Here is a 16,870-nt window from a genome sequence, read left to right as displayed (position 1 = left end):
CTGCACCCGAACCGTCAGGAGATGCCGTGATCGAAGAAACCTTGCTCGAAGCCGAAGAAAAGATGGACAAGGCCGTAGAGGTAGCCAAGGACGATTTCGCTTCCGTCCGCACCGGCCGCGCCAACCCGGGCCTCTACAACAAGGTCCTGGTGGAGTACTACGGCTCACCCACGCCCCTGCAGCAGCTGGCCTCCTTCGCCATCCCGGACGCCCGCACCATCCTCATCACCCCGTTCGACAAGACCGCCCTGCGCGACATCGAGCGGGCCTTGAGCGACTCCGAGGTTGGCGCCAACCCGTCCAACGATGGCAACGTCATCCGGATCACCATCCCGGAGTTGACCAAGGAACGCCGCAAGGAATACGTCAAGATCGTCAAGAACAAGGGCGAGGACGCCAAGGTGTCCATCCGGAACATCCGCCGCAAGGCCAAGGAAACCCTTGACCGCCTGGTCAAAGACGGCGAGGCCGGTGAGGATGACGGCAACCGTGCCGAAAAGGAACTGGACGGCCTGACCAAAGCGCACGTGGACGGCATCGATGAGCTGCTCAAGCGCAAGGAAGCAGAGCTGCTCGAAGTCTGATGGGCCAGGCAGAACAGGCCCCGGCACCAGGGCCGCGCACCCGGGGGAAGCAGCCCAGGCCCAATCCCACCCCGAAGGCCGGGCGTAACCTGCCCGCCGCCGTTGTGGTGGGGCTGGCCATGCTCATTGCGGTCCTGGGCGGGCTGCTGTTCCTGCCCCTCGGGTTTGTCGCGGTCACCACCGCGTTCGGCGTCTTCGGGGTCTGGGAGATCTACCGGGCGCTGGAAGCCAACGGCACCAGGATGCCCATCATTCCGGTGATGACCGGAACAGTGGCCATGCCGTTTGTGGCCTACCTCGGCGGCATCGAAAGCCTGCTGTTCGCCATGCTGGCGAGTTGCATTGCGGTGCTGTTATGGCGGTCCATCGAAAGCGCCGCTGGCTCGGCCAACAGCATCTTCGCCGGGGTCTTCACTTTGGGTTGGGTGCCGTTCTTCATCAGCTTCGCGGCCCTGCCGCTGCACGTGGCCGGCGGGGCGACCCCGTTGGGCCTGTGGCCGGGCGGAACCATCCCCGAAGGGGCCTGGCAGGTAGCGGTGATGCTGCTTCTGGTGGTCTCCAACGACACGTTCGGATACCTGGTGGGCGCGTCCCTGGGCAAACACCCCATGGCACCCAAAATCAGCCCCAAAAAAACCTGGGAAGGTTTTTCCGGCTCGGTGGCGGGCGCGATGCTGATTGGGATCCTGGCGTGCATCTTCATCCTGGACAAGCCCTGGTGGGTGGGTGTCGCCCTGGCCGTGGGCACGGTCGTGGCCGCCACCATCGGGGACCTGGCCGAATCCATGGTCAAGCGTGAACTCGGCGTCAAGGACATGAGCGACATCCTCCCGGGCCACGGCGGCGTGATGGACCGGCTGGATTCCATCGTTTTTGCCTCGCCCCTCGTTTTTGTCCTGTACGTCCTGTTCTCCGGGGCCTGACCCAACCGCAGCCGGGCCCCGCACAGAAGCCGGGCCGGCCAAAGCATTGAAGGAATGAAAGTGGCATTGGACATTCATCGGCACATCCCCGCGTCCTTCGAGCGCGTACAGCGCAGCGACTACGGCTATAACGCCAAACAGGTGGACAAGTTCCTGCAGCAGGCCAGGGTGTCCCTCGAGGCACCGGAACCCGCCAACCGGCCGGTGCACAGCTCGGACGTGCGTGCAGTGTCCTTTGACCCGGTCAAGGGCGGCTACTCCGCCACCGTGGTGGACGCCGCGCTGGACCGGCTGGAAGACGCCTTCGCCCGCCGGGAACGCGATGAACTGATCGCCGCCAGCGGCGAAGAAGCCTGGCTGCGGGAGATCGGCAACCTGTCCGGCATCCTCCGGGGCCGTCTGCACCGGCCTGACGGCGAAAGGTTCCGCCGGCCCGCCAAGAGCAAAGTCCGCAGCTACAACACGGCTGACGTGGACAGCCTTTGCAGCGAACTCGTGGCCTACCTCGAAAACGACAAGCCCTTGAGCGTGGACAACGTCCGCCGCGCCGTCTTCCGCCCCGCCGCCGGCGCCGACGGCTACGAGGAAACCCAGGTGGACGCGTTCCTGGACCGCGTGGTTGAACTTATGGCGGCCATCGACTGACCCAGCGCTACGCTGCGGGAGCTACGCCGCCGGGTGGACCGCTCGCCGGTGTACCGTCCTCCGGTGTACCGTCCGCCTGCCGGCCAATCACCGGCCAATCACCGGCCAGGGGTCACGTCACGGGCCCGGGGCGGCCGGCGTGGGGGAGAGTGGCGTGTGGCGCCGCAGGATTCCTTGGTAGGAGCGCGCGCCGCTCACCGATGACCACGCGATGAACGCCAGGCCGACGGCAGCGCCGGCGAGGAACGACGTGATCGTGCCTGCACCGAGGACCGCCAGCAGGACGCCTGCCAGCATACCCAGGAGGGCGCCGTTAGCGGTGATGATAAACAGCATGCTGCTGCCTGCCACGTGGCTGAACTTGCTGCGGCCCCCGAAGAAGTAGTAAGTAGTGTCCATCCCGGCCTGGTCGTCGTGGTAACCGGCCATCAGGTAGGGAGCCACGCCGGGATCCAGGTCAACGTAGGCGCCGCGCAGCCGGTTCATGGCCGTCACATACATCAGGTCCTCGTGCGCCACGTTGATGACCCGCACCTGCGTGAGCAGACCCATGGCAACGTCGATGCAGAGCACGGTCGCGGCAAGCAGGAAAAACGGCTCGGAGAATTTTGTGGCCTGCCCCACCAGGGCCACGCTCACCACACTGGCGGAGGTGAATGTGAGGAACATGCTGATCCTGGTCAGGACCTCACTTTGGGCGGTGCTGCGGGATGCCAGCAGTCCCCAGTGCTCCGTGGCCAGCAGCTGGGCCCGCACAGCGGCCGGGACTGCACCGGCCGGCGCCGCGGCAGGCCCCGCACCGGTATCGGGCAGCTGGACGGGCGGCGCCCCGTCCTGCTGCCGTGGAGTGCTTCCGGCGTCGGTGGACATGCCGTAATTGTGCACCGATCAGCGTTCGGTTGCCAGCGGCCGTTCCGGCGTGTGCAAGCGGGTCATCACCCGTGGCATCGTCCCGGGCACCCGCCGGGCTGTGGCACGGGAGACCAGCACCATCACGGCGAACGCGGCCGGGACGGTCCAGGCGGCGGGCTGCGCCAGCCACACCGGGATGTTCGCGGCGCCGGAAACCGCGCCGGCGATCATCGCGCCGCCGCAAAGGAGCCCGCCGGTGGCCATACCGGCGATGGCCCCGACGTCCGTTAGTCCCCGCCACCAGATGCCCAGCAGCAGCACCGGGCACACCGTGGAGGCGGTAAACGCAAACACCAGGCCCACGCTGCCGGCCAGGGCCAGGGAGTCCGTCATGAAGGCAAAACCCAGGGGCACGACGGCGGACAGCACCGCCGCGAGCCGGAACCCGCCGACGCCGCCGCCCAGGACGTCCTGGCTGATGACGCCGGCCAGCGACACCACCAGCCCCGATGTGGTGGACAGGAACGCGGCAAACGCGCCGGCCACTACAAGGGCCGAGAGCAGGTCACCTGCCACCCCACCCACAAGTTCGCCAGGGAGCAGCAGCACCATGGCATCCGCCTGCCCGGCCCGGGCCAGGCCCGGTGCGAAGACCCGGCCCACCAGCCCATACGCGGTGGGGAAGAGGTAAAACACGGACAGCAGGCCAAGGACAATCAGCGTGGTCCGGCGCGCTGACTGCCCGTCCGGGTTGGTGTAGAACCGGACCAGCACGTGCGGCAGCCCGAGCGTGCCGAACAGGAGTGCCACGAGCAGCGACACGTTCTGGTACAGCCCGGTGGGGGCAGCGCCGGTGGGGTTGGCCGCGGGCGGCGCCAGTGCTGGGGTTCCTGTTCCAGCCAGGTAAAAGATGATGAACAGGATGGGCAGCGCCAGGGCCGTGAGCTTGAGCCAGTACTGGAACGCCTGGACAAAGGTGATGGACCGCATCCCGCCGGAGACCACCGTCAGGCAGACCACCACCACCACCGCCACGGAGCCGGCCCAGGACGGCAAGCCGGTGGTGATCCGGATGGTCAGTGCGGCGCCGTGCAGCTGCGGCACGATGTAGAGCCAGCCCACCAGTACCACCACCAGGCTGGTGACCTTCCGGACGGCCTTCGAATCGAGGCGAGCCTCGGTGAAGTCGGGGATCGTGTAGGCGCCCGAGCGGCGCAGCGGCGCAGCCACAAACAACAGCAGCATCAGGTAGCCGGCCGTGTAGCCCACGGGGAACCACAGGGCATCGGTCCCGGAGAGCAGGATGAGCCCGGCCACCCCCAGGAAGCTCGCGGCGGACAGATACTCGCCGCCGATCGCCGAGGCGTTCCACCATGGCCGGACCGTCCGGGAGGCAACGTAGAAGTCGCCGGTGGTGCGGGAGATCCGCAGGCCATAGAAGCCGATCGCGGCCGTGGCCAGCGACACCACGGCCACGGCTGCCAGCGCCACGCCGGGGTTCACAGCCGCCTCACCTGTCTCCGGCCAGGTCCCGGTAGCGGGCTTCGTTCCGGGCCGCGGAGCGGACGAACAACCAGGCGCTCAACCCGATGACCGGGTAGATGCCCGCACCCAGGAGCAGCCAGCCGAAGGGGATCCCGGCCAGCCGGGATTCAGCCAGGCCCGGCACGGCGGCCAGGGTCAGCGGAAACGCCGCCAGGATCACCAGGAACCCGCCGGCTACCACCAGCGCCAGCCGCAGCTGCGAACGGATCAGGGACCGGACAAAGACCTGGCCCACGTCTGAGTCCTGGGCAGCTTCACGGCTTTCGGGGCCGGGGCCGGAAGCGGGGGCGGTCAGCGGCGTGGTGACCCGGATCCGGGTCATGCGTGCGGCCTGATCCGGGTGGCTTCGAGTTTCTCCCGCACTGTGGGCAGGTGGCGGCGGCTGATGGGCAGCCCCGCGCCGGCAACCGTGACGCTGGGTCCGTCAGCGGCCAGCTTCATTGACGTCACATGCTTCAGGGCAACCAGGTAGGAGCGGTGGGTCCGGATGAAGCCGGCCTCCGCCCACTGCTGTTCCAGGTCGGCCAACGGCACCCGGATCAGGTAACTCGCCTCGGCGGTGTGGAGGCGCGCGTAGTCGCCCTGCGCCTGGACGTACGTGACGTCGTCGCGCCTGATCATTTTGGTGCTGCCGCCCAGGTCCACGGTGATCATCTCAGGCGCCGCGCCGCCGTCGCGGAGTTCACTGATCCGGCCCACCGAACGGGCCAGCCGTTCGGAGCGGACGGGTTTGAGCAGGTAGTCGACGGCGGCCAGTTCGAAGGCGGCCAGCGCGTGGTCCTCATCCGCCGTCACAAAAACCACCGCGGGCGGGTTGCTGCTCGCGGCGATGGCCCGGGCAATGTCCAGGCCGGAGACTGCAGGCATGTGGATGTCCAGGAACACGGCGTCCACGGGCGCCGTGGCCAGCGCCAGCAGGGCTTCGCTGCCTGAGGTGGCCCGGAAAACCCTGCCGATCCGTTCGTCCCGGCCCAGCAGGAACGCCAGTTCCTCAACGGCGGGTAGCTCATCATCAACGACGAGGACGTTAATCATGCTCCAAGGGTACTTTCCGCCGGGGCCGCCGGCTCACGCGTCGTGGCCGGGCTGGGACTTGGGCACGCGCATGGTGATGAGGGTGCCTTCGCCGGGCGCGGTGTCGATCACCAGGCCATGCTCGTTCCCGTAGACCTGGCGCAGGCGGGCATCAACGTTCCGCAGCCCCACATGGTCGCCGTCGGCGTGGCCTGCCAGCACGGCCCGGAGTTGCGCCGGGTCCATACCCACGCCGTCGTCCTCGATGGTCACCTGGGCGAACGCGCCGGCGTCGTCGGCGGTGATGGTGATGTGGCCAGGCCCTTCCTTGGCCTCCAGGCCGTGGCGGACGGCGTTTTCCACGAGCGGCTGCAGGCTCAGGAACGGGATGACGGTGCTGAGCACCTCCGGTGCCACCCGGAGGCTGACCTGCACCCGCTCTCCGAACCTGGCCCGCTCCAGCAGCAGGTAGCGGTCAATGCAGCGCAGTTCCTCCGCGAGGGTGGTGAAGTCACCGTGCCGCCTGAAGGAGTACCGGGTGAAGTCCGCAAACTCCACCACCAGGTCACGGGCCCGGGCGGGGTCCGTATTGATGAAGGATGCGATGGCGTTGAGCGAGTTGTAGATGAAGTGCGGGCTGATCTGCGCCCTGAGCGCGCGGACCTCTGCCTCCATCAGCAGGGAGCGGGAGGCATCGAGTTCGGCCAGTTCCACCTGGACGGCCACCCAGTCCGCCACTTCGCCGGTGGCCCGGACCAGCCCGGCGCCGGCCGACGGGGCAAACGCCGCCACCACACCCACCACGCGGGTGCCGGCCCGGACGGGGGCTATCACGGCGGCCAGCCTGCTGCCCGTGCCGTCAGGCCCGGTTGCAGCCTGCCCGGCTGGAGCCTGCCCGGCTGGAGCCTGCCCGGCGCCGGCGGGCAGCACGGCCGTCCGGCCGCCAGCCAGGACCCCGGCGGCAAGTTCCATCAGCCGGGGTTTGAGGTCCTCCGCCGCGCCGTCCCAGGCCAGCACACCCGTGGTGTCCGTGATGGCCAGCGCCTCACACCCCAACAGGGTGCGCAACTGGCGGCTGGCCTTCGCCGCTCCGGCCGGGTTGAGGCCACGGCGCAGGTGCTGTCCCGCCTCGGAGGCGGCGTGGAGGGTTTTGTAGGTGGCGCGTTCGGCGTCCGTGCCCAGGTCGCGGAAGGAACGGAGCACCTTGAGGCCAACACCCACAACGACGGCAATGGCCAGGGCGATCACTGCCACTGCCGCGGCGGTCAGGAGCGGGGAGTCGGGCATGGTGCCCAGCGTAGCGGCGGGTGCCGCTCGCCGCAGCATTCCCGCCGTTGAGCGACCACCCGGGGGCAGGCACTGGATTGTGGGCGGCGCCGCACCGCAGAGTGATTGCAGTCACATCTGCGCAGGCCTCTACCCCGGCCCGCCGCCGCGTGTGAACCTTACGTCTCAATGAGGAGGAACGATGGGTAACGACGCCCACACTCCGGACGCCACCGCGTCCGTGGACTTTGAACAGGTCCAGAAGACAGAACAGTTCCAGGAGCTCCGCAAACGCCACCGCAGCTTTGTGTTTCCCATGGCCGTGGCCTTCCTGCTCTGGTACTTCGCCTACGTATTGCTGGCGGACTACGCCGTGGACTTTATGTCCACCAAGGTGTGGGGCAACATCAACGTGGGCCTGATCCTGGGCCTGCTCCAGTTTGTGTCCACCTTCGCCATCACCGGCTGGTACGTCAGCTACTCCAACCGCCGGCTCGATCCCATCGCAGCGGACATCAGGAACGAAATCGAAGGCCACGAGTTCGATAAAGACGGCAACCGAGTGAGCGGAGCGAACAAATGATCACCGTCCCCCTCGCTGTCGATGTTGCAGCCCTCAAGGACACCACCCTGCTGAATATGGGAATCTTTGGCCTCTTTGTGGCAGTGACCATGGTCATCGTGTTCCGGGCCAGCAAAAACAACAAAACGGCCGCCGACTACTACGCGGCCGGCCGGTCCTTCACCGGATCCCAGAACGGCACCGCGATTGCCGGCGACTACCTGTCGGCAGCGTCCTTCCTCGGCATCACCGGTGCGATCGCCATCAACGGCTACGACGGGTTTATGTACTCCATCGGCTTCCTGGTGGCCTGGCTGGTGGCGCTGCTCCTCGTGGCGGAACTGCTGCGCAATACCGGCAAGTTCACCATGGCCGATGTGCTGTCCTTCCGCCTGAAGCAGCGCCCGGTACGCATCGCGGCGGCCATCTCCACGCTGGCCGTGTGCTTCTTCTACCTGCTGGCGCAGATGGCCGGCGCCGGAAGCCTGATCTCCCTGCTGCTGGGCATCAGCGACTGGGGCGGGCAGGCACTGGTGATCATCGTCGTCGGCGCCCTGATGATCATGTACGTCCTGATCGGCGGCATGAAGGGCACCACCTGGGTGCAGATCATCAAGGCCATCCTGCTGATTGCCGGGGCCGCTGTGATGACCCTGTGGGTCCTCGCCATTTACGGCTTCAACCTCTCCACCCTGCTGGGAGCGGCCGTGGAGACCGCCAACAACCCCGCGGTCCTCAACCCGGGCCTGCAGTACGGCAAAACGAACACCTCCAAGCTGGACTTTATGTCGCTTGGCCTGGCTTTGGTCCTGGGTACGGCAGCGCTGCCCCACGTGCTGATGCGGTTCTACACGGTCCCCACCGCCAAGGAAGCCCGCAAGTCCGTGGTCTGGTCCATCTGGCTGATCGGCCTGTTCTACCTCTTCACCCTGGTCCTGGGCTACGGCGCAGCGGCACTGGTCGGGGCGGAAACCATCAAGTCGGCCCCCGGCGGCGTGAACTCCGCAGCACCGCTGCTCGCGTTCCACCTGGGCGGGCCGCTCCTGCTGGGCTTCATCTCGGCCGTCGCGTTCGCCACCATCCTGGCCGTGGTGGCCGGCCTGACCATCACCGCCGCGGCGTCCTTCGCCCATGACATCTATGCCAGCGTCATCGCCAAGGGGAAGGCCGACGCCGCCACGGAAGTTAAGGTGGCCCGCCGCACGGTGGTGGTCATCGGCGTCCTGGCCATCCTGGGCGGCATCTTCGCCAACGGCCAGAACGTGGCGTTCCTGGTGGCGCTTGCGTTCGCCGTGGCCGCCTCCGCCAACCTGCCCACCATCATCTACTCGCTGTTCTGGCGCCGCTTCACCACGCGGGGCGCCGTCTGGAGCATGTACGGCGGCCTCGGGTCGGCGATCATCCTGATCATCTTCTCCCCGGTGGTGTCCGGTGCGGCCACGTCCATGGTCAAGGACGCCAACTTCGCGATCTTCCCGCTCAGCAACCCGGGCATAGTGTCCATCCCGCTGGCGTTCATCCTGGGCTGGTTGGGCACCATCCTGGACCGGAACAAGGAAGACAGCGCCAAGCAGGCCGAAATGGAGGTCCGTTCCCTGACCGGCGTCGGGGCGGAAAAGGCCACCAACCACTAACCCCGCCCGGACACAAAGCCTCCGTGCACTGGACAGTGCACGGAGGCTTTGTGGTGTGGCGGGTTGGTGGTGTGCAGGGTTCCGCTACCCGGCGGGCCGCAGCTTGATGTTGGTCATCTTCAGCTGGTCAGTGCCTTCAAAGTGGTAGGCCAGGTCAACGTTCCCGCCGTCGCAGGCGATGACACCGGCGATGTCCGCCGACTTGCTGCCATTCTCCGTGGCCACGTTGACGCTGTTGTAGTCCGGCTTGCAGCTGGCGTCCATATCGAGGCTTTCGATGCCGGCAATGAACGATTCCTTGGAGATCTGCTTCTGCAGGGCAGGGTCCAGGTAATCGTCGTAGGCCGTCGAGGTGTCGCCGGCGATGACCAGGTCCGTGAACCCATCCGCGAGTCCCTTTGCCTGGTTGGTGGCTCCGCCCACAACATTGATCAGGACAATCACGCCGATGGCAACAAGCACCAGGAAACCGCCCACGGCTGCAAGGATGATCCACAGCGTCCTGCGCCGCTTCGGCCGGGGTGCCTCCCCGGGGAGGCCAAACGGGGTGGGACCCGCCTGGGCGTAGGGGTTCTGCGCGTACTGGTTCTGGGCATGCTGGCCGGGTTGTTGCTGGCCGGGGACCCCGGTGCCGAAGGGTTGTTCCTGGCCTGGCTGTGCCGGATATGGTCCGGGCCCGAACGCCGGTGGTGGTGGCGGAACGGGGGGCTGCCCGGGAACGTCCGGCTGCCGGGGTTCGGAGCCTGACGGGCCGGACTGGTTCGGTTCCTGGGGACTGCTCAAGGTAGAGCCTTTCCGGACGTGGTGCGCTGCACCGTCTGAGGGGCCCGCTGCCGGGCCGCCAATATCTGCCACCAAGCCTATAACCCCCCGCTGTCCCGGGCGTGGCCGGCGGGCGTGCGGCACAGAACGCGTGCCGGGGCTAGCCGGCCGCGGACCCACGGTCCAGCAGTGGCTGGACCCGGAACGGAATCAGTTCCCCCATGGCGAGGGCAGTGTCGGTCCGGTCCACGCCGTCACAGCCCAGGATCTTCCCGTTGATCCGGAACAGGTCCTCGGCGTCGAGCGCCACCACGCGCAACAGGAGGTCGGCGGAGCCGGTGAGCCCGTACCCTTCCAGGATTTCCGGGATGCCCGCAAGTTCGCCGGCCAGGCCGGCGAGTTTCTGCTGCTGCACATGCACCGAAATGAAGGCCATCAACGGATAGCCCAGCGCGGCAGGATTGATCCGCCGCTCAAACGACAGGAAGGCGTGCTTCTTCTCAAGCTGGGCCATCCGGGCCTGCACGGTGTTCCGGGACAGGCCAAGCTTCTGGGCCAGGGCCACCACGGTCCGGCGGGGATCCTGCGCCAGGGCGGATAAGAGGCGGGTGTCAGTGCCATCCAGAGCTTGCATAATGCGCAACGCTAGCACGGTGCAGATACTCCGGACAGGGCACTTTGCTCAATGATCCGTGCAGTGGTTGTACCTTGTGGTGGTTGTGAGTAGGGTCACAATATCCGGGGCAACGGCGCCCGGGCGGCCCGCGGTGGGCAGGGCCAAAAGCCCCGCAACCGCAGGTCAAACGACGTAAGAAGGTGCGGGCTATCGTGTCTACAGACGAAACGGGCCAGGGCGCGGCAGCAGCCCCGGAAATGGCGGAAACCAGCCCTGCGGTGGCACACCGCCTGATCCAGCTGATCACTCCCGCGGGGGAGCGGGTCAGCCATCCGGAATTCGACTTCTGGGTCAAGGATGTCAGCGACGAACAGCTCTGCTCCCTGTTCGAGGACATGACGGTCATCCGGCGCATCGACGTGGAGGCCACCGCCCTGCAGCGCCAGGGCGAACTCGCCCTTTGGCCGCCACTGCTGGGCCAGGAAGCGGCACAGATCGGTTCCGGCCGTTCGCTCCGCCAGGACGATTTTGTGTTTTCCAGCTACCGGGAAAACGGCGTGGCGTACTGCCGGGGCGTGGACCTCACGGACCTGGTCCGGGTGTGGCGGGGCAACGCTTCATCTGGCTGGAATCCCTACGCCATCAACATGGCCACGCCGCAGATCATCATCGGCGCCCAGACCCTCCACGCCACGGGGTATGCCATGGGCATCCAGTACGACGGCGCGGACGCCGTTTCCGTGGCGTACTTCGGTGACGGCGCCACCAGTGAGGGCGACGTTAATGAGGCAATGGTCTTCGCGGCGAGCTTCCAGGTGCCGGTTGTTTTCTTCTGCACCAACAACCACTGGGCCATTTCCGAACCGGTGCGGCTGCAGTCCCATATCCAGCTTGCCGACCGTGCTGCCGGCTTCGGCATCCCCAGCCTGCGGGTGGACGGGAACGACGTCCTGGCCGTTATGGCCGTCACCCGGCTCGCACTGGACCGGGCGCGGCGTGGCGGCGGCCCCACGTTCATCGAAGCCGTCAGCTACCGGATGGGTCCGCACACCACAGCCGATGACCCCACCCGGTACCGGGACGCCAACGAACTTGAAGACTGGGCGGCGAAGGATCCCATCAGCCGGGTGGCGGCGCTCCTGGAACGGAAGGGCCTGCTGACGGCGGACTTCCAGCAGCACGTCAGGGACCAGGCCGACGCCGTTGCCCACCGGATGCGTAAGGGCTGCACCACCATGCCGGACCCTGAGCCCATGGACGTTTTCCGGCATGTCTACAGCACTCCCAACTCGTGGCTGGACCGGCAGCAGGAGCATTACGCCCGATATCTGGCCTCCTTCGGGGAACCCGCCGGAGCCGCAACCCAGGAAGGTGCACGCTGATGACCCGCATGACCTTCGCCCGCGCCATCAACGCGGGCCTGCGCAAATCGCTGGAAAACGATCCCAAGGTGATCCTGATGGGGGAGGACATCGGCGCCCTCGGCGGCGTCTTCCGGATCACGGACGGCCTGCAGAAGGACTTCGGCACACACCGCGTGGTGGACACGCCGCTGGCGGAGTCAGCCATCCTCGGAACCGCGGTTGGCCTGGCCTACCGCGGCTACCGCCCCGTGGTGGAGATCCAGTTCGACGGCTTCATCTACCCCGCCTTCGACCAGATCGTCAGCCAGGTGGCCAAGCTCCACTACCGCACCCAGGGCGCCGTCAGGATGCCCATCACCATCAGGGTCCCGTTCGGCGGCGGCATCGGCTCCCCGGAACACCACTCCGAATCCCCGGAGGCTTACTTCACGCACACCTCCGGCCTGCGCGTGGTCAGCGTCTCCAACCCGCAGGACGCCTACACAGTGATCCAGCAGGCCATCTCCTGTGATGATCCCGTCCTCTACTTCGAACCGAAGCGCAGGTACCACGACAAGGGCGAGGTGGATGAAGGGGTTGACCCTGCCGCAGCGCTGCCCATGGGACAGGCCAGGGTCCTGACGCAAGGCACCGACGTGACCCTGGTGGCGTACGGGCCGCTGGTCAAAACCGCCCTGGACGCCGCCGCGGCGGCCGCGGACGAAGGGATCTCCCTGGAGGTCATTGACCTGCGCTCGCTGGCCCCTGTGGACTACGACACCGTGGTGGCCTCGGTCCGCAGGACCGGCCGCCTGGTGGTCACACACGAAGCAGGGCAATCCGGTGGCCTCGGCGCCGAAGTCGCAGCCAGCATCACCGAACGGTGCTTCAACCATCTGGAGGCGGCACCCGTCCGGATCACCGGCTTTGACATCCCCTACCCCTATTCCAAGCTGGAGATGCACCACCTGCCCGGCCTGGACCGCATCCTGGACGGCGTTGACCGTGCCCTGGGCCGGCCCAACTCCCTGAGCGGGCTGGAAGGATGAGCGCCACCATGATCAAGGAATTCCGGCTCCCGGACCTGGGCGAGGGCCTTACCGAATCAGAAATCCTCAGCTGGAAGGTGGCGGTGGGGGACACTGTCACCCTCAACCAGGTGATCGCCGAAGTCGAGACGGCAAAGGCCGTGGTGGAACTGCCGTCGCCGTTTGCGGGTGTCATCAGGGAACTGCATGAGCAGCCAGGCTCCGTGGTGGCGGTAGGGAACCCCATCGTTTCCTTTGAGGTGCCGGACGACGCCGCCCTCCCGCCGGCCGCTGCAGCCAAAGGTCCGGCCAACGGTGCAGCCGCAACCGAAGGCGCCGCTGGGACCGTCACCGCTGTGCCAGAAGAGGGCGCGACGGAAGATGCCGTGGCAGCAAGTGCCGCGCGCGGGCAGTCGGCAGTGGACGCTGTGCCGGCCCCGCCCAAGCGGGAGCCCAACCTCGTCGGGTACGGGGCCGTCGTCGAAAGCTCCGGCAGGCCGGCCCGGCGGCCCAGGATTTTCGCGCCCGCTGGTTCGAGCGCCGCCGATCCATCCCCGGTCACGCCGGGCCAAGCAGGTCCCGCCGCAGCCAAACCGGTGGAAAGCACCGTGGAGCGGCCGCGGTCCACCCCACCGGTCCGCAAGCTGGCCCGCGACCTCCAGGTGGACCTCGCGCAGGTTGCTGGCACCGGACCGCAGGGCCTGATCACCAGGGAAGACGTCCAGGCTTTTGTCCACGGTGCGCCCGGGGAGACGGGAACCCCCGCGGAGCATCGGGCGGCGGAGCAGCAGTCAGGTGAGCAGCCCGGGAAGCAGCCTGTGGTGCAGGGGGCCGGTGAACGTGAATTCCGCACGCCCATCAAGGGAGTGCGGAAATACACTGCAGCGGCCATGGTGGAAAGTGCCTTCACGGCCCCGCACGTCACGGAGTTCCTCACGGTCGATGTCACTCCCACCATGGAGCTGCTGGGCCGGCTGAAGGCAAGCAGGGAGTTCGGTGCACTCCGGCTGACGCCGCTCACACTCGCGGCGAAAGCGGTGCTCATCGCCCTGCGGCGCAACCCGTCACTGAATTCGCGCTGGGACGGTGCCGCCCAGGAGATCGTCACTTATAACTACGTGAACCTGGGGATAGCCGCCGCTACTCCAAGGGGCCTTACCGTTCCGAATATCAAGGACGCGGACCGGTTGTCCCTGGCTGGGCTCGCGGAAGCGCTGGCAGCACTGACCGACACGGCGAGGGCCGGCCGGACCGCGCCCGCCGAGCTGTCCGGTGGGACGCTCTCCATCACCAACATCGGTGTGTTCGGCATTGATGCCGGCACGCCCATCCTGAATCCCGGTGAGGCGGCGATCCTGGCGCTGGGGGCTGTCCGGACTGCGCCGTGGGAGTACCGCGGGGAAGTGGCCCTCCGGCAAGTCATCACGCTCAGCCTGTCCTTCGACCACCGTCTGGTGGACGGTGAGCAGGGCTCCCGTTTCCTTGCCGATGTCGGCGCCATCCTGGCCGAACCCGGCATGGCCCTCACCATGGTCTGAGGGCTTTGTCGGGCCGGGCCTGGTCGGGACCCCGGCCAGGCCTCGGCCGGGCTGATCAGCAACCCTGACCAGGAACCCTGATCAGTGGGCCTGACCAGCAAGCCGTGGTCAGCAAGCCGCGGTCAGGAAACAGGTTCCGGCGTCCCAACCGTGAGGGCAGCCACGGCCATGGCCTCTAGCAGCGGGCGGGCGGTCTTCGAAGCAACCCGCCGGCCGTGCCCGGATACGGAATGCGGCGTGGAGTTGATCAGGCCGAAGGTGGCCTGGGCACGCATGCGGAGCTCTGCAGGGTCAGTGCCCGGATGGAGCTGCACCAGGACATCCACCCACACCTCCACGTAGCTGCGCTGGAGCAGGCGCACCGCCGCCTGGTCGGGCCCGGCCAGGGCGCTGAAGTCACGGTCCTGCACCCGGATAACGTCCGGTTTGCCCAAGGCGAACTCCACCTGGAACGCCACCAGCCGGCGCACGGCGGTGAGGGGATCGGGGTGCCGGTCCACTACCTGTCGGCCGCCCGCCAGCAGGTCCTCGCTCACAGTCACCAGCAGCGCTGCCAGCACCGCCTGCTTGCCCGGAAAATGCCGGTACACAGCGGGTCCGCTGATGCCTGCCGCGGCGCCGAGGTCCTCCAGCGATACCCGGGTGAACCCGTCGCGGGCGAACAGGGAAGCGGCAGCGGCCAGCAGCGCCTGCCGGCGGTTCTCCTTGGCCTGGCTCCGCTGGGTGGTTCCTGCCGTGGTGCCGGCACCACCGGGCAGTGGACCGCTGTTCCCGCCCATGTGCGTGGTGTCATTGCTTGGCACTTTTCCTCCTTGGACCCGCAGATTCTAGCAAGGCAGCACCTGTGTTGGACATCACAGTTAATAGAGACTAACCTGAATTTCAGTTATTAGTCACTAACCGAGTTGGCTTTTGCCGGTCGGAAAACATGGGAATGGACGCGTCGATGGAGACCCTTGCCAGCCGCCTGCAACCAGGCAGCGAAGCGTTCACCGCCAACCGGGAGGCGCAGCTCCAACTGGTGGCTGAGCTGAAGGAACGGCTGCAGACCGCCGCCCTGGGTGGCCCGGAAAAGTCCCGCCAGCGCCATGTGGCCCGCGGCAAGCTGCTGCCCCGGGAACGCATCGACGGCCTCCTGGATGACGGCAGTCCCTTCCTGGAGATCGCCCCGCTGGCAGCGGACGGCATGTATGGTGGCGACGCGCCCGGCGCCGGGGTCATCGCGGGCATCGGAACGGTCCACGGCCGCCAGGTGCTGGTCATCTCCAACGACGCCACCGTCAAGGGCGGAACGTATTACCCGCTGACAGTCAAAAAACACCTCCGGGCCCAGGAAATCGCCTTCGAAAACAGGCTGCCCTGCATCTACCTCGTTGATTCGGGCGGGGCGTTCCTGCCCATGCAGGACGAGGTCTTCCCGGACCGGGACCACTTCGGCCGGATCTTCTACAACCAGGCCCGGCTGTCCGCAGCCAAAATCCCGCAGCTCGCTGCGGTGCTGGGCTCCTGCACCGCGGGCGGAGCCTACGTCCCGGCCATGAGCGATGAAACGGTCATCGTCCGCAACCAGGGCACCATTTTCCTGGGCGGTCCGCCGCTGGTGAAGGCCGCCATCGGCGAGGTGGTAACGGCAGAGGAACTGGGCGGCGGCGACGTGCACTCACGGATTTCCGGCGTCACCGACCACCTGGCGGACAACGACCGGCACGCCCTGCAGATCCTTCGGGACATCGTCGCCACCCTCCCGCAGCCGGCCGCACCGGCTTGGCAGGTGGAACCGCCCGTGCCGCCCGTGGTGGACGAGGACGAACTCTATGGAGCGGTCCCCACGGACGTGAACGCCGCCTACGACGTCCACGAAGTCATCGCCCGGCTGGTGGACGGCAGCACGTTCCACGAGTTCAAGCGGGAATATGGCACCACCCTGGTGACGGGCTTCGCCAGGCTGCATGGCCACCCGGTAGGCATCGTGGCCAACAATGGTGTCCTGTTCAGCGAGTCCTCGCTCAAGGGCGCCCATTTCATTGAACTCTGCGACCAGCGCGGGATCCCGCTGGTCTTCCTGCAGAACATCTCCGGTTTTATGGTGGGCAAGGACGCCGAGCACGGCGGCATCGCCAGGAACGGCGCCAAGATGGTCACCGCGGTAGCCACGGCACGGGTGCCCAAGCTGACGGTGGTGATCGGCGGTTCTTTCGGAGCCGGAAACTACTCCATGTGCGGCCGGGCCTACTCGCCCCGGTTCCTCTGGATGTGGCCCGCGGCCCGGATTTCCGTGATGGGCGGCAACCAGGCGGCCAGCGTGCTGGCCACCGTCAAACGGGACCAGTATGAGGCCGCAGGGGAAGACTGGCCGGCGGCCGATGAGGAAGCCTTCAAAGCCCCCATCAAGGAGCAGTACGAGGATCAGGGCAGCCCGTATTACTCCACTGCCCGGCTGTGGGACGACGGCGTGATCGACCCTGCAGATACCCGCACCGTGCTGGGCCTCGCCCTCGACGTTGTCTCCCGAACCCCGTTGCCGGATACCTCTTTCGGCCTCTTCCGGATGTGAGCCC

The 16,870-nt window shown here is 67.1% G+C and carries 17 protein-coding genes; 9 read left to right on the top strand and 8 right to left on the bottom strand.

The window, feature by feature from the left end; translation table 11 throughout:
• Positions 1-26: 26 nt before the first annotated feature.
• The 3 genes from frr to QRN07_RS09265 are packed head-to-tail and all read left to right on the top strand — an operon-like array spanning position 27 to position 2,152.
• A complete protein-coding gene (gene frr / locus QRN07_RS09275) occupies positions 27-584 on the top strand; it encodes a ribosome recycling factor (protein WP_050685461.1) in 558 nt (185 codons plus the stop codon).
• Positions 584-1,507, top strand: a complete 924-nt coding sequence (locus QRN07_RS09270) for a phosphatidate cytidylyltransferase (protein ID WP_050685462.1) — start codon at positions 584-586, stop codon at positions 1,505-1,507. Before frr ends, QRN07_RS09270 begins: the two co-directional genes overlap by 1 nt.
• Positions 1,508-1,567: 60 nt before the next feature.
• Positions 1,568-2,152 (top strand): DivIVA domain-containing protein, encoded by a 585-nt coding sequence (locus tag QRN07_RS09265; protein ID WP_056598977.1) that lies wholly within the window; start codon positions 1,568-1,570, stop codon positions 2,150-2,152.
• A gap of 117 nt (positions 2,153-2,269) precedes the next feature.
• Here QRN07_RS09265 and QRN07_RS09260 read toward each other — a convergent pair whose 3' ends face one another.
• The 5 genes from QRN07_RS09260 to QRN07_RS09240 are packed head-to-tail and all read right to left on the bottom strand — an operon-like array spanning position 2,270 to position 6,850.
• Positions 2,270-3,022: a hypothetical protein gene (locus QRN07_RS09260; protein WP_235504711.1), complete on the bottom strand. Its 753-nt coding sequence runs from the start codon at positions 3,020-3,022 to the stop codon at positions 2,270-2,272.
• Between the two features lie 18 nt (positions 3,023-3,040).
• On the bottom strand, positions 3,041-4,507 hold the full coding sequence (locus QRN07_RS09255; protein ID WP_056598975.1) for a sodium/solute symporter: 1,467 nt from the start codon (positions 4,505-4,507) through the stop codon (positions 3,041-3,043).
• A gap of 7 nt (positions 4,508-4,514) precedes the next feature.
• Entirely contained in the window at positions 4,515-4,871 is a 357-nt protein-coding gene (locus tag QRN07_RS09250) for a DUF485 domain-containing protein (RefSeq protein ID WP_050685464.1), read from the bottom strand.
• Positions 4,868-5,584 carry a LytR/AlgR family response regulator transcription factor gene (locus tag QRN07_RS09245; protein WP_050685465.1) on the bottom strand — a complete coding sequence of 239 codons (717 nt, stop codon included), beginning with the start codon at positions 5,582-5,584 and terminating at the stop codon, positions 4,868-4,870. Before QRN07_RS09245 ends, QRN07_RS09250 begins: the two co-directional genes overlap by 4 nt.
• Positions 5,585-5,617: 33 nt before the next feature.
• Positions 5,618-6,850: a sensor histidine kinase gene (locus QRN07_RS09240; RefSeq protein ID WP_056599062.1), complete on the bottom strand. Its 1,233-nt coding sequence runs from the start codon at positions 6,848-6,850 to the stop codon at positions 5,618-5,620.
• Positions 6,851-7,031: 181 nt separating this feature from the next.
• On the opposite strand from QRN07_RS09240, the gene QRN07_RS09235 reads away from it, so the two are divergent.
• Together QRN07_RS09235 and QRN07_RS09230 are read left to right on the top strand one after the other, a co-directional pair.
• Entirely contained in the window at positions 7,032-7,412 is a 381-nt protein-coding gene (locus tag QRN07_RS09235) for a DUF485 domain-containing protein (RefSeq protein ID WP_050687555.1), read from the top strand.
• On the top strand, positions 7,409-9,025 hold the full coding sequence (locus QRN07_RS09230; RefSeq protein WP_056598972.1) for a monocarboxylic acid transporter: 1,617 nt from the start codon (positions 7,409-7,411) through the stop codon (positions 9,023-9,025). Before QRN07_RS09235 ends, QRN07_RS09230 begins: the two co-directional genes overlap by 4 nt.
• An 84-nt stretch (positions 9,026-9,109) precedes the next feature.
• On the opposite strand, the gene QRN07_RS09225 is transcribed toward QRN07_RS09230, so the two are convergent.
• Positions 9,110-9,808 carry a hypothetical protein gene (locus QRN07_RS09225; RefSeq protein WP_056598969.1) on the bottom strand — a complete coding sequence of 233 codons (699 nt, stop codon included), beginning with the start codon at positions 9,806-9,808 and terminating at the stop codon, positions 9,110-9,112.
• A gap of 139 nt (positions 9,809-9,947) precedes the next feature.
• Complete coding sequence (locus tag QRN07_RS09220) at positions 9,948-10,421, bottom strand: Lrp/AsnC family transcriptional regulator (protein WP_050687561.1); 474 nt, start codon at positions 10,419-10,421, stop codon at positions 9,948-9,950.
• A 194-nt stretch (positions 10,422-10,615) separates the two neighbouring features.
• Here QRN07_RS09220 and pdhA point away from each other — a divergent pair, with 194 nt between their 5' ends.
• From pdhA to QRN07_RS09205, 3 genes are read left to right on the top strand one after another with little or no spacing between them, the layout of a single operon-like run.
• Positions 10,616-11,785, top strand: coding sequence for a pyruvate dehydrogenase (acetyl-transferring) E1 component subunit alpha (gene pdhA, locus QRN07_RS09215; RefSeq protein ID WP_056598966.1), 1,170 nt, complete (start codon positions 10,616-10,618; stop codon positions 11,783-11,785).
• The gene (locus QRN07_RS09210) at positions 11,785-12,795 is read left to right on the top strand and encodes an alpha-ketoacid dehydrogenase subunit beta (protein WP_056598963.1); all 1,011 of its coding nucleotides are present in this window, start codon (positions 11,785-11,787) and stop codon (positions 12,793-12,795) included. The genes pdhA and QRN07_RS09210 overlap by 1 nt, the downstream gene beginning before the upstream one ends.
• Positions 12,792-14,312 carry a dihydrolipoamide acetyltransferase family protein gene (locus QRN07_RS09205; RefSeq protein ID WP_056598960.1) on the top strand — a complete coding sequence of 507 codons (1,521 nt, stop codon included), beginning with the start codon at positions 12,792-12,794 and terminating at the stop codon, positions 14,310-14,312. The genes QRN07_RS09210 and QRN07_RS09205 overlap by 4 nt, the downstream gene beginning before the upstream one ends.
• 122 nt (positions 14,313-14,434) lie before the next feature.
• Here QRN07_RS09205 and QRN07_RS09200 read toward each other — a convergent pair whose 3' ends face one another.
• Positions 14,435-15,091 carry an SACE_7040 family transcriptional regulator gene (locus tag QRN07_RS09200; RefSeq protein ID WP_285240956.1) on the bottom strand — a complete coding sequence of 219 codons (657 nt, stop codon included), beginning with the start codon at positions 15,089-15,091 and terminating at the stop codon, positions 14,435-14,437.
• Between the two features lie 167 nt (positions 15,092-15,258).
• Here QRN07_RS09200 and QRN07_RS09195 point away from each other — a divergent pair, with 167 nt between their 5' ends.
• Positions 15,259-16,866, top strand: coding sequence for a carboxyl transferase domain-containing protein (locus tag QRN07_RS09195; protein WP_050687572.1), 1,608 nt, complete (start codon positions 15,259-15,261; stop codon positions 16,864-16,866).
• Positions 16,867-16,870 lie beyond the last annotated feature (4 nt).

It is taken from the genome of Pseudarthrobacter sp. MEB009 (genome assembly GCF_030208875.1).
Taxonomy (GTDB): Bacteria; Actinomycetota; Actinomycetes; order Actinomycetales; family Micrococcaceae; genus Arthrobacter.
The sequence above is the reverse complement of the archived record's forward strand: the minus strand, read 5'-3'. Positions and strand labels throughout refer to the sequence as shown.

Bases quoted from the DNA above. Each gene is read 5' to 3' on its own strand.
- QRN07_RS09200 (WP_285240956.1), bottom strand. From the start codon at position 15,091: ATGGGCGGGAACAGCGGTCCACTGCCCGGTGGTGCCGGCACCACGGCA.
- QRN07_RS09195 (WP_050687572.1), top strand. From the start codon at position 15,259: ATGGAGACCCTTGCCAGCCGCCTGCAACCAGGCAGCGAAGCGTTCACC.
- QRN07_RS09210 (WP_056598963.1), top strand. From the start codon at position 11,785: ATGACCCGCATGACCTTCGCCCGCGCCATCAACGCGGGCCTGCGCAAA.
- QRN07_RS09240 (WP_056599062.1), bottom strand. From the start codon at position 6,850: ATGCCCGACTCCCCGCTCCTGACCGCCGCGGCAGTGGCAGTGATCGCC.
- QRN07_RS09260 (WP_235504711.1), bottom strand. From the start codon at position 3,022: ATGTCCACCGACGCCGGAAGCACTCCACGGCAGCAGGACGGGGCGCCG.
- QRN07_RS09250 (WP_050685464.1), bottom strand. From the start codon at position 4,871: ATGACCCGGATCCGGGTCACCACGCCGCTGACCGCCCCCGCTTCCGGC.
- QRN07_RS09245 (WP_050685465.1), bottom strand. From the start codon at position 5,584: ATGATTAACGTCCTCGTCGTTGATGATGAGCTACCCGCCGTTGAGGAA.
- QRN07_RS09220 (WP_050687561.1), bottom strand. From the start codon at position 10,421: ATGCAAGCTCTGGATGGCACTGACACCCGCCTCTTATCCGCCCTGGCG.
- QRN07_RS09235 (WP_050687555.1), top strand. From the start codon at position 7,032: ATGGGTAACGACGCCCACACTCCGGACGCCACCGCGTCCGTGGACTTT.
- QRN07_RS09230 (WP_056598972.1), top strand. From the start codon at position 7,409: ATGATCACCGTCCCCCTCGCTGTCGATGTTGCAGCCCTCAAGGACACC.
- QRN07_RS09205 (WP_056598960.1), top strand. From the start codon at position 12,792: ATGAGCGCCACCATGATCAAGGAATTCCGGCTCCCGGACCTGGGCGAG.
- QRN07_RS09270 (WP_050685462.1), top strand. From the start codon at position 584: ATGGGCCAGGCAGAACAGGCCCCGGCACCAGGGCCGCGCACCCGGGGG.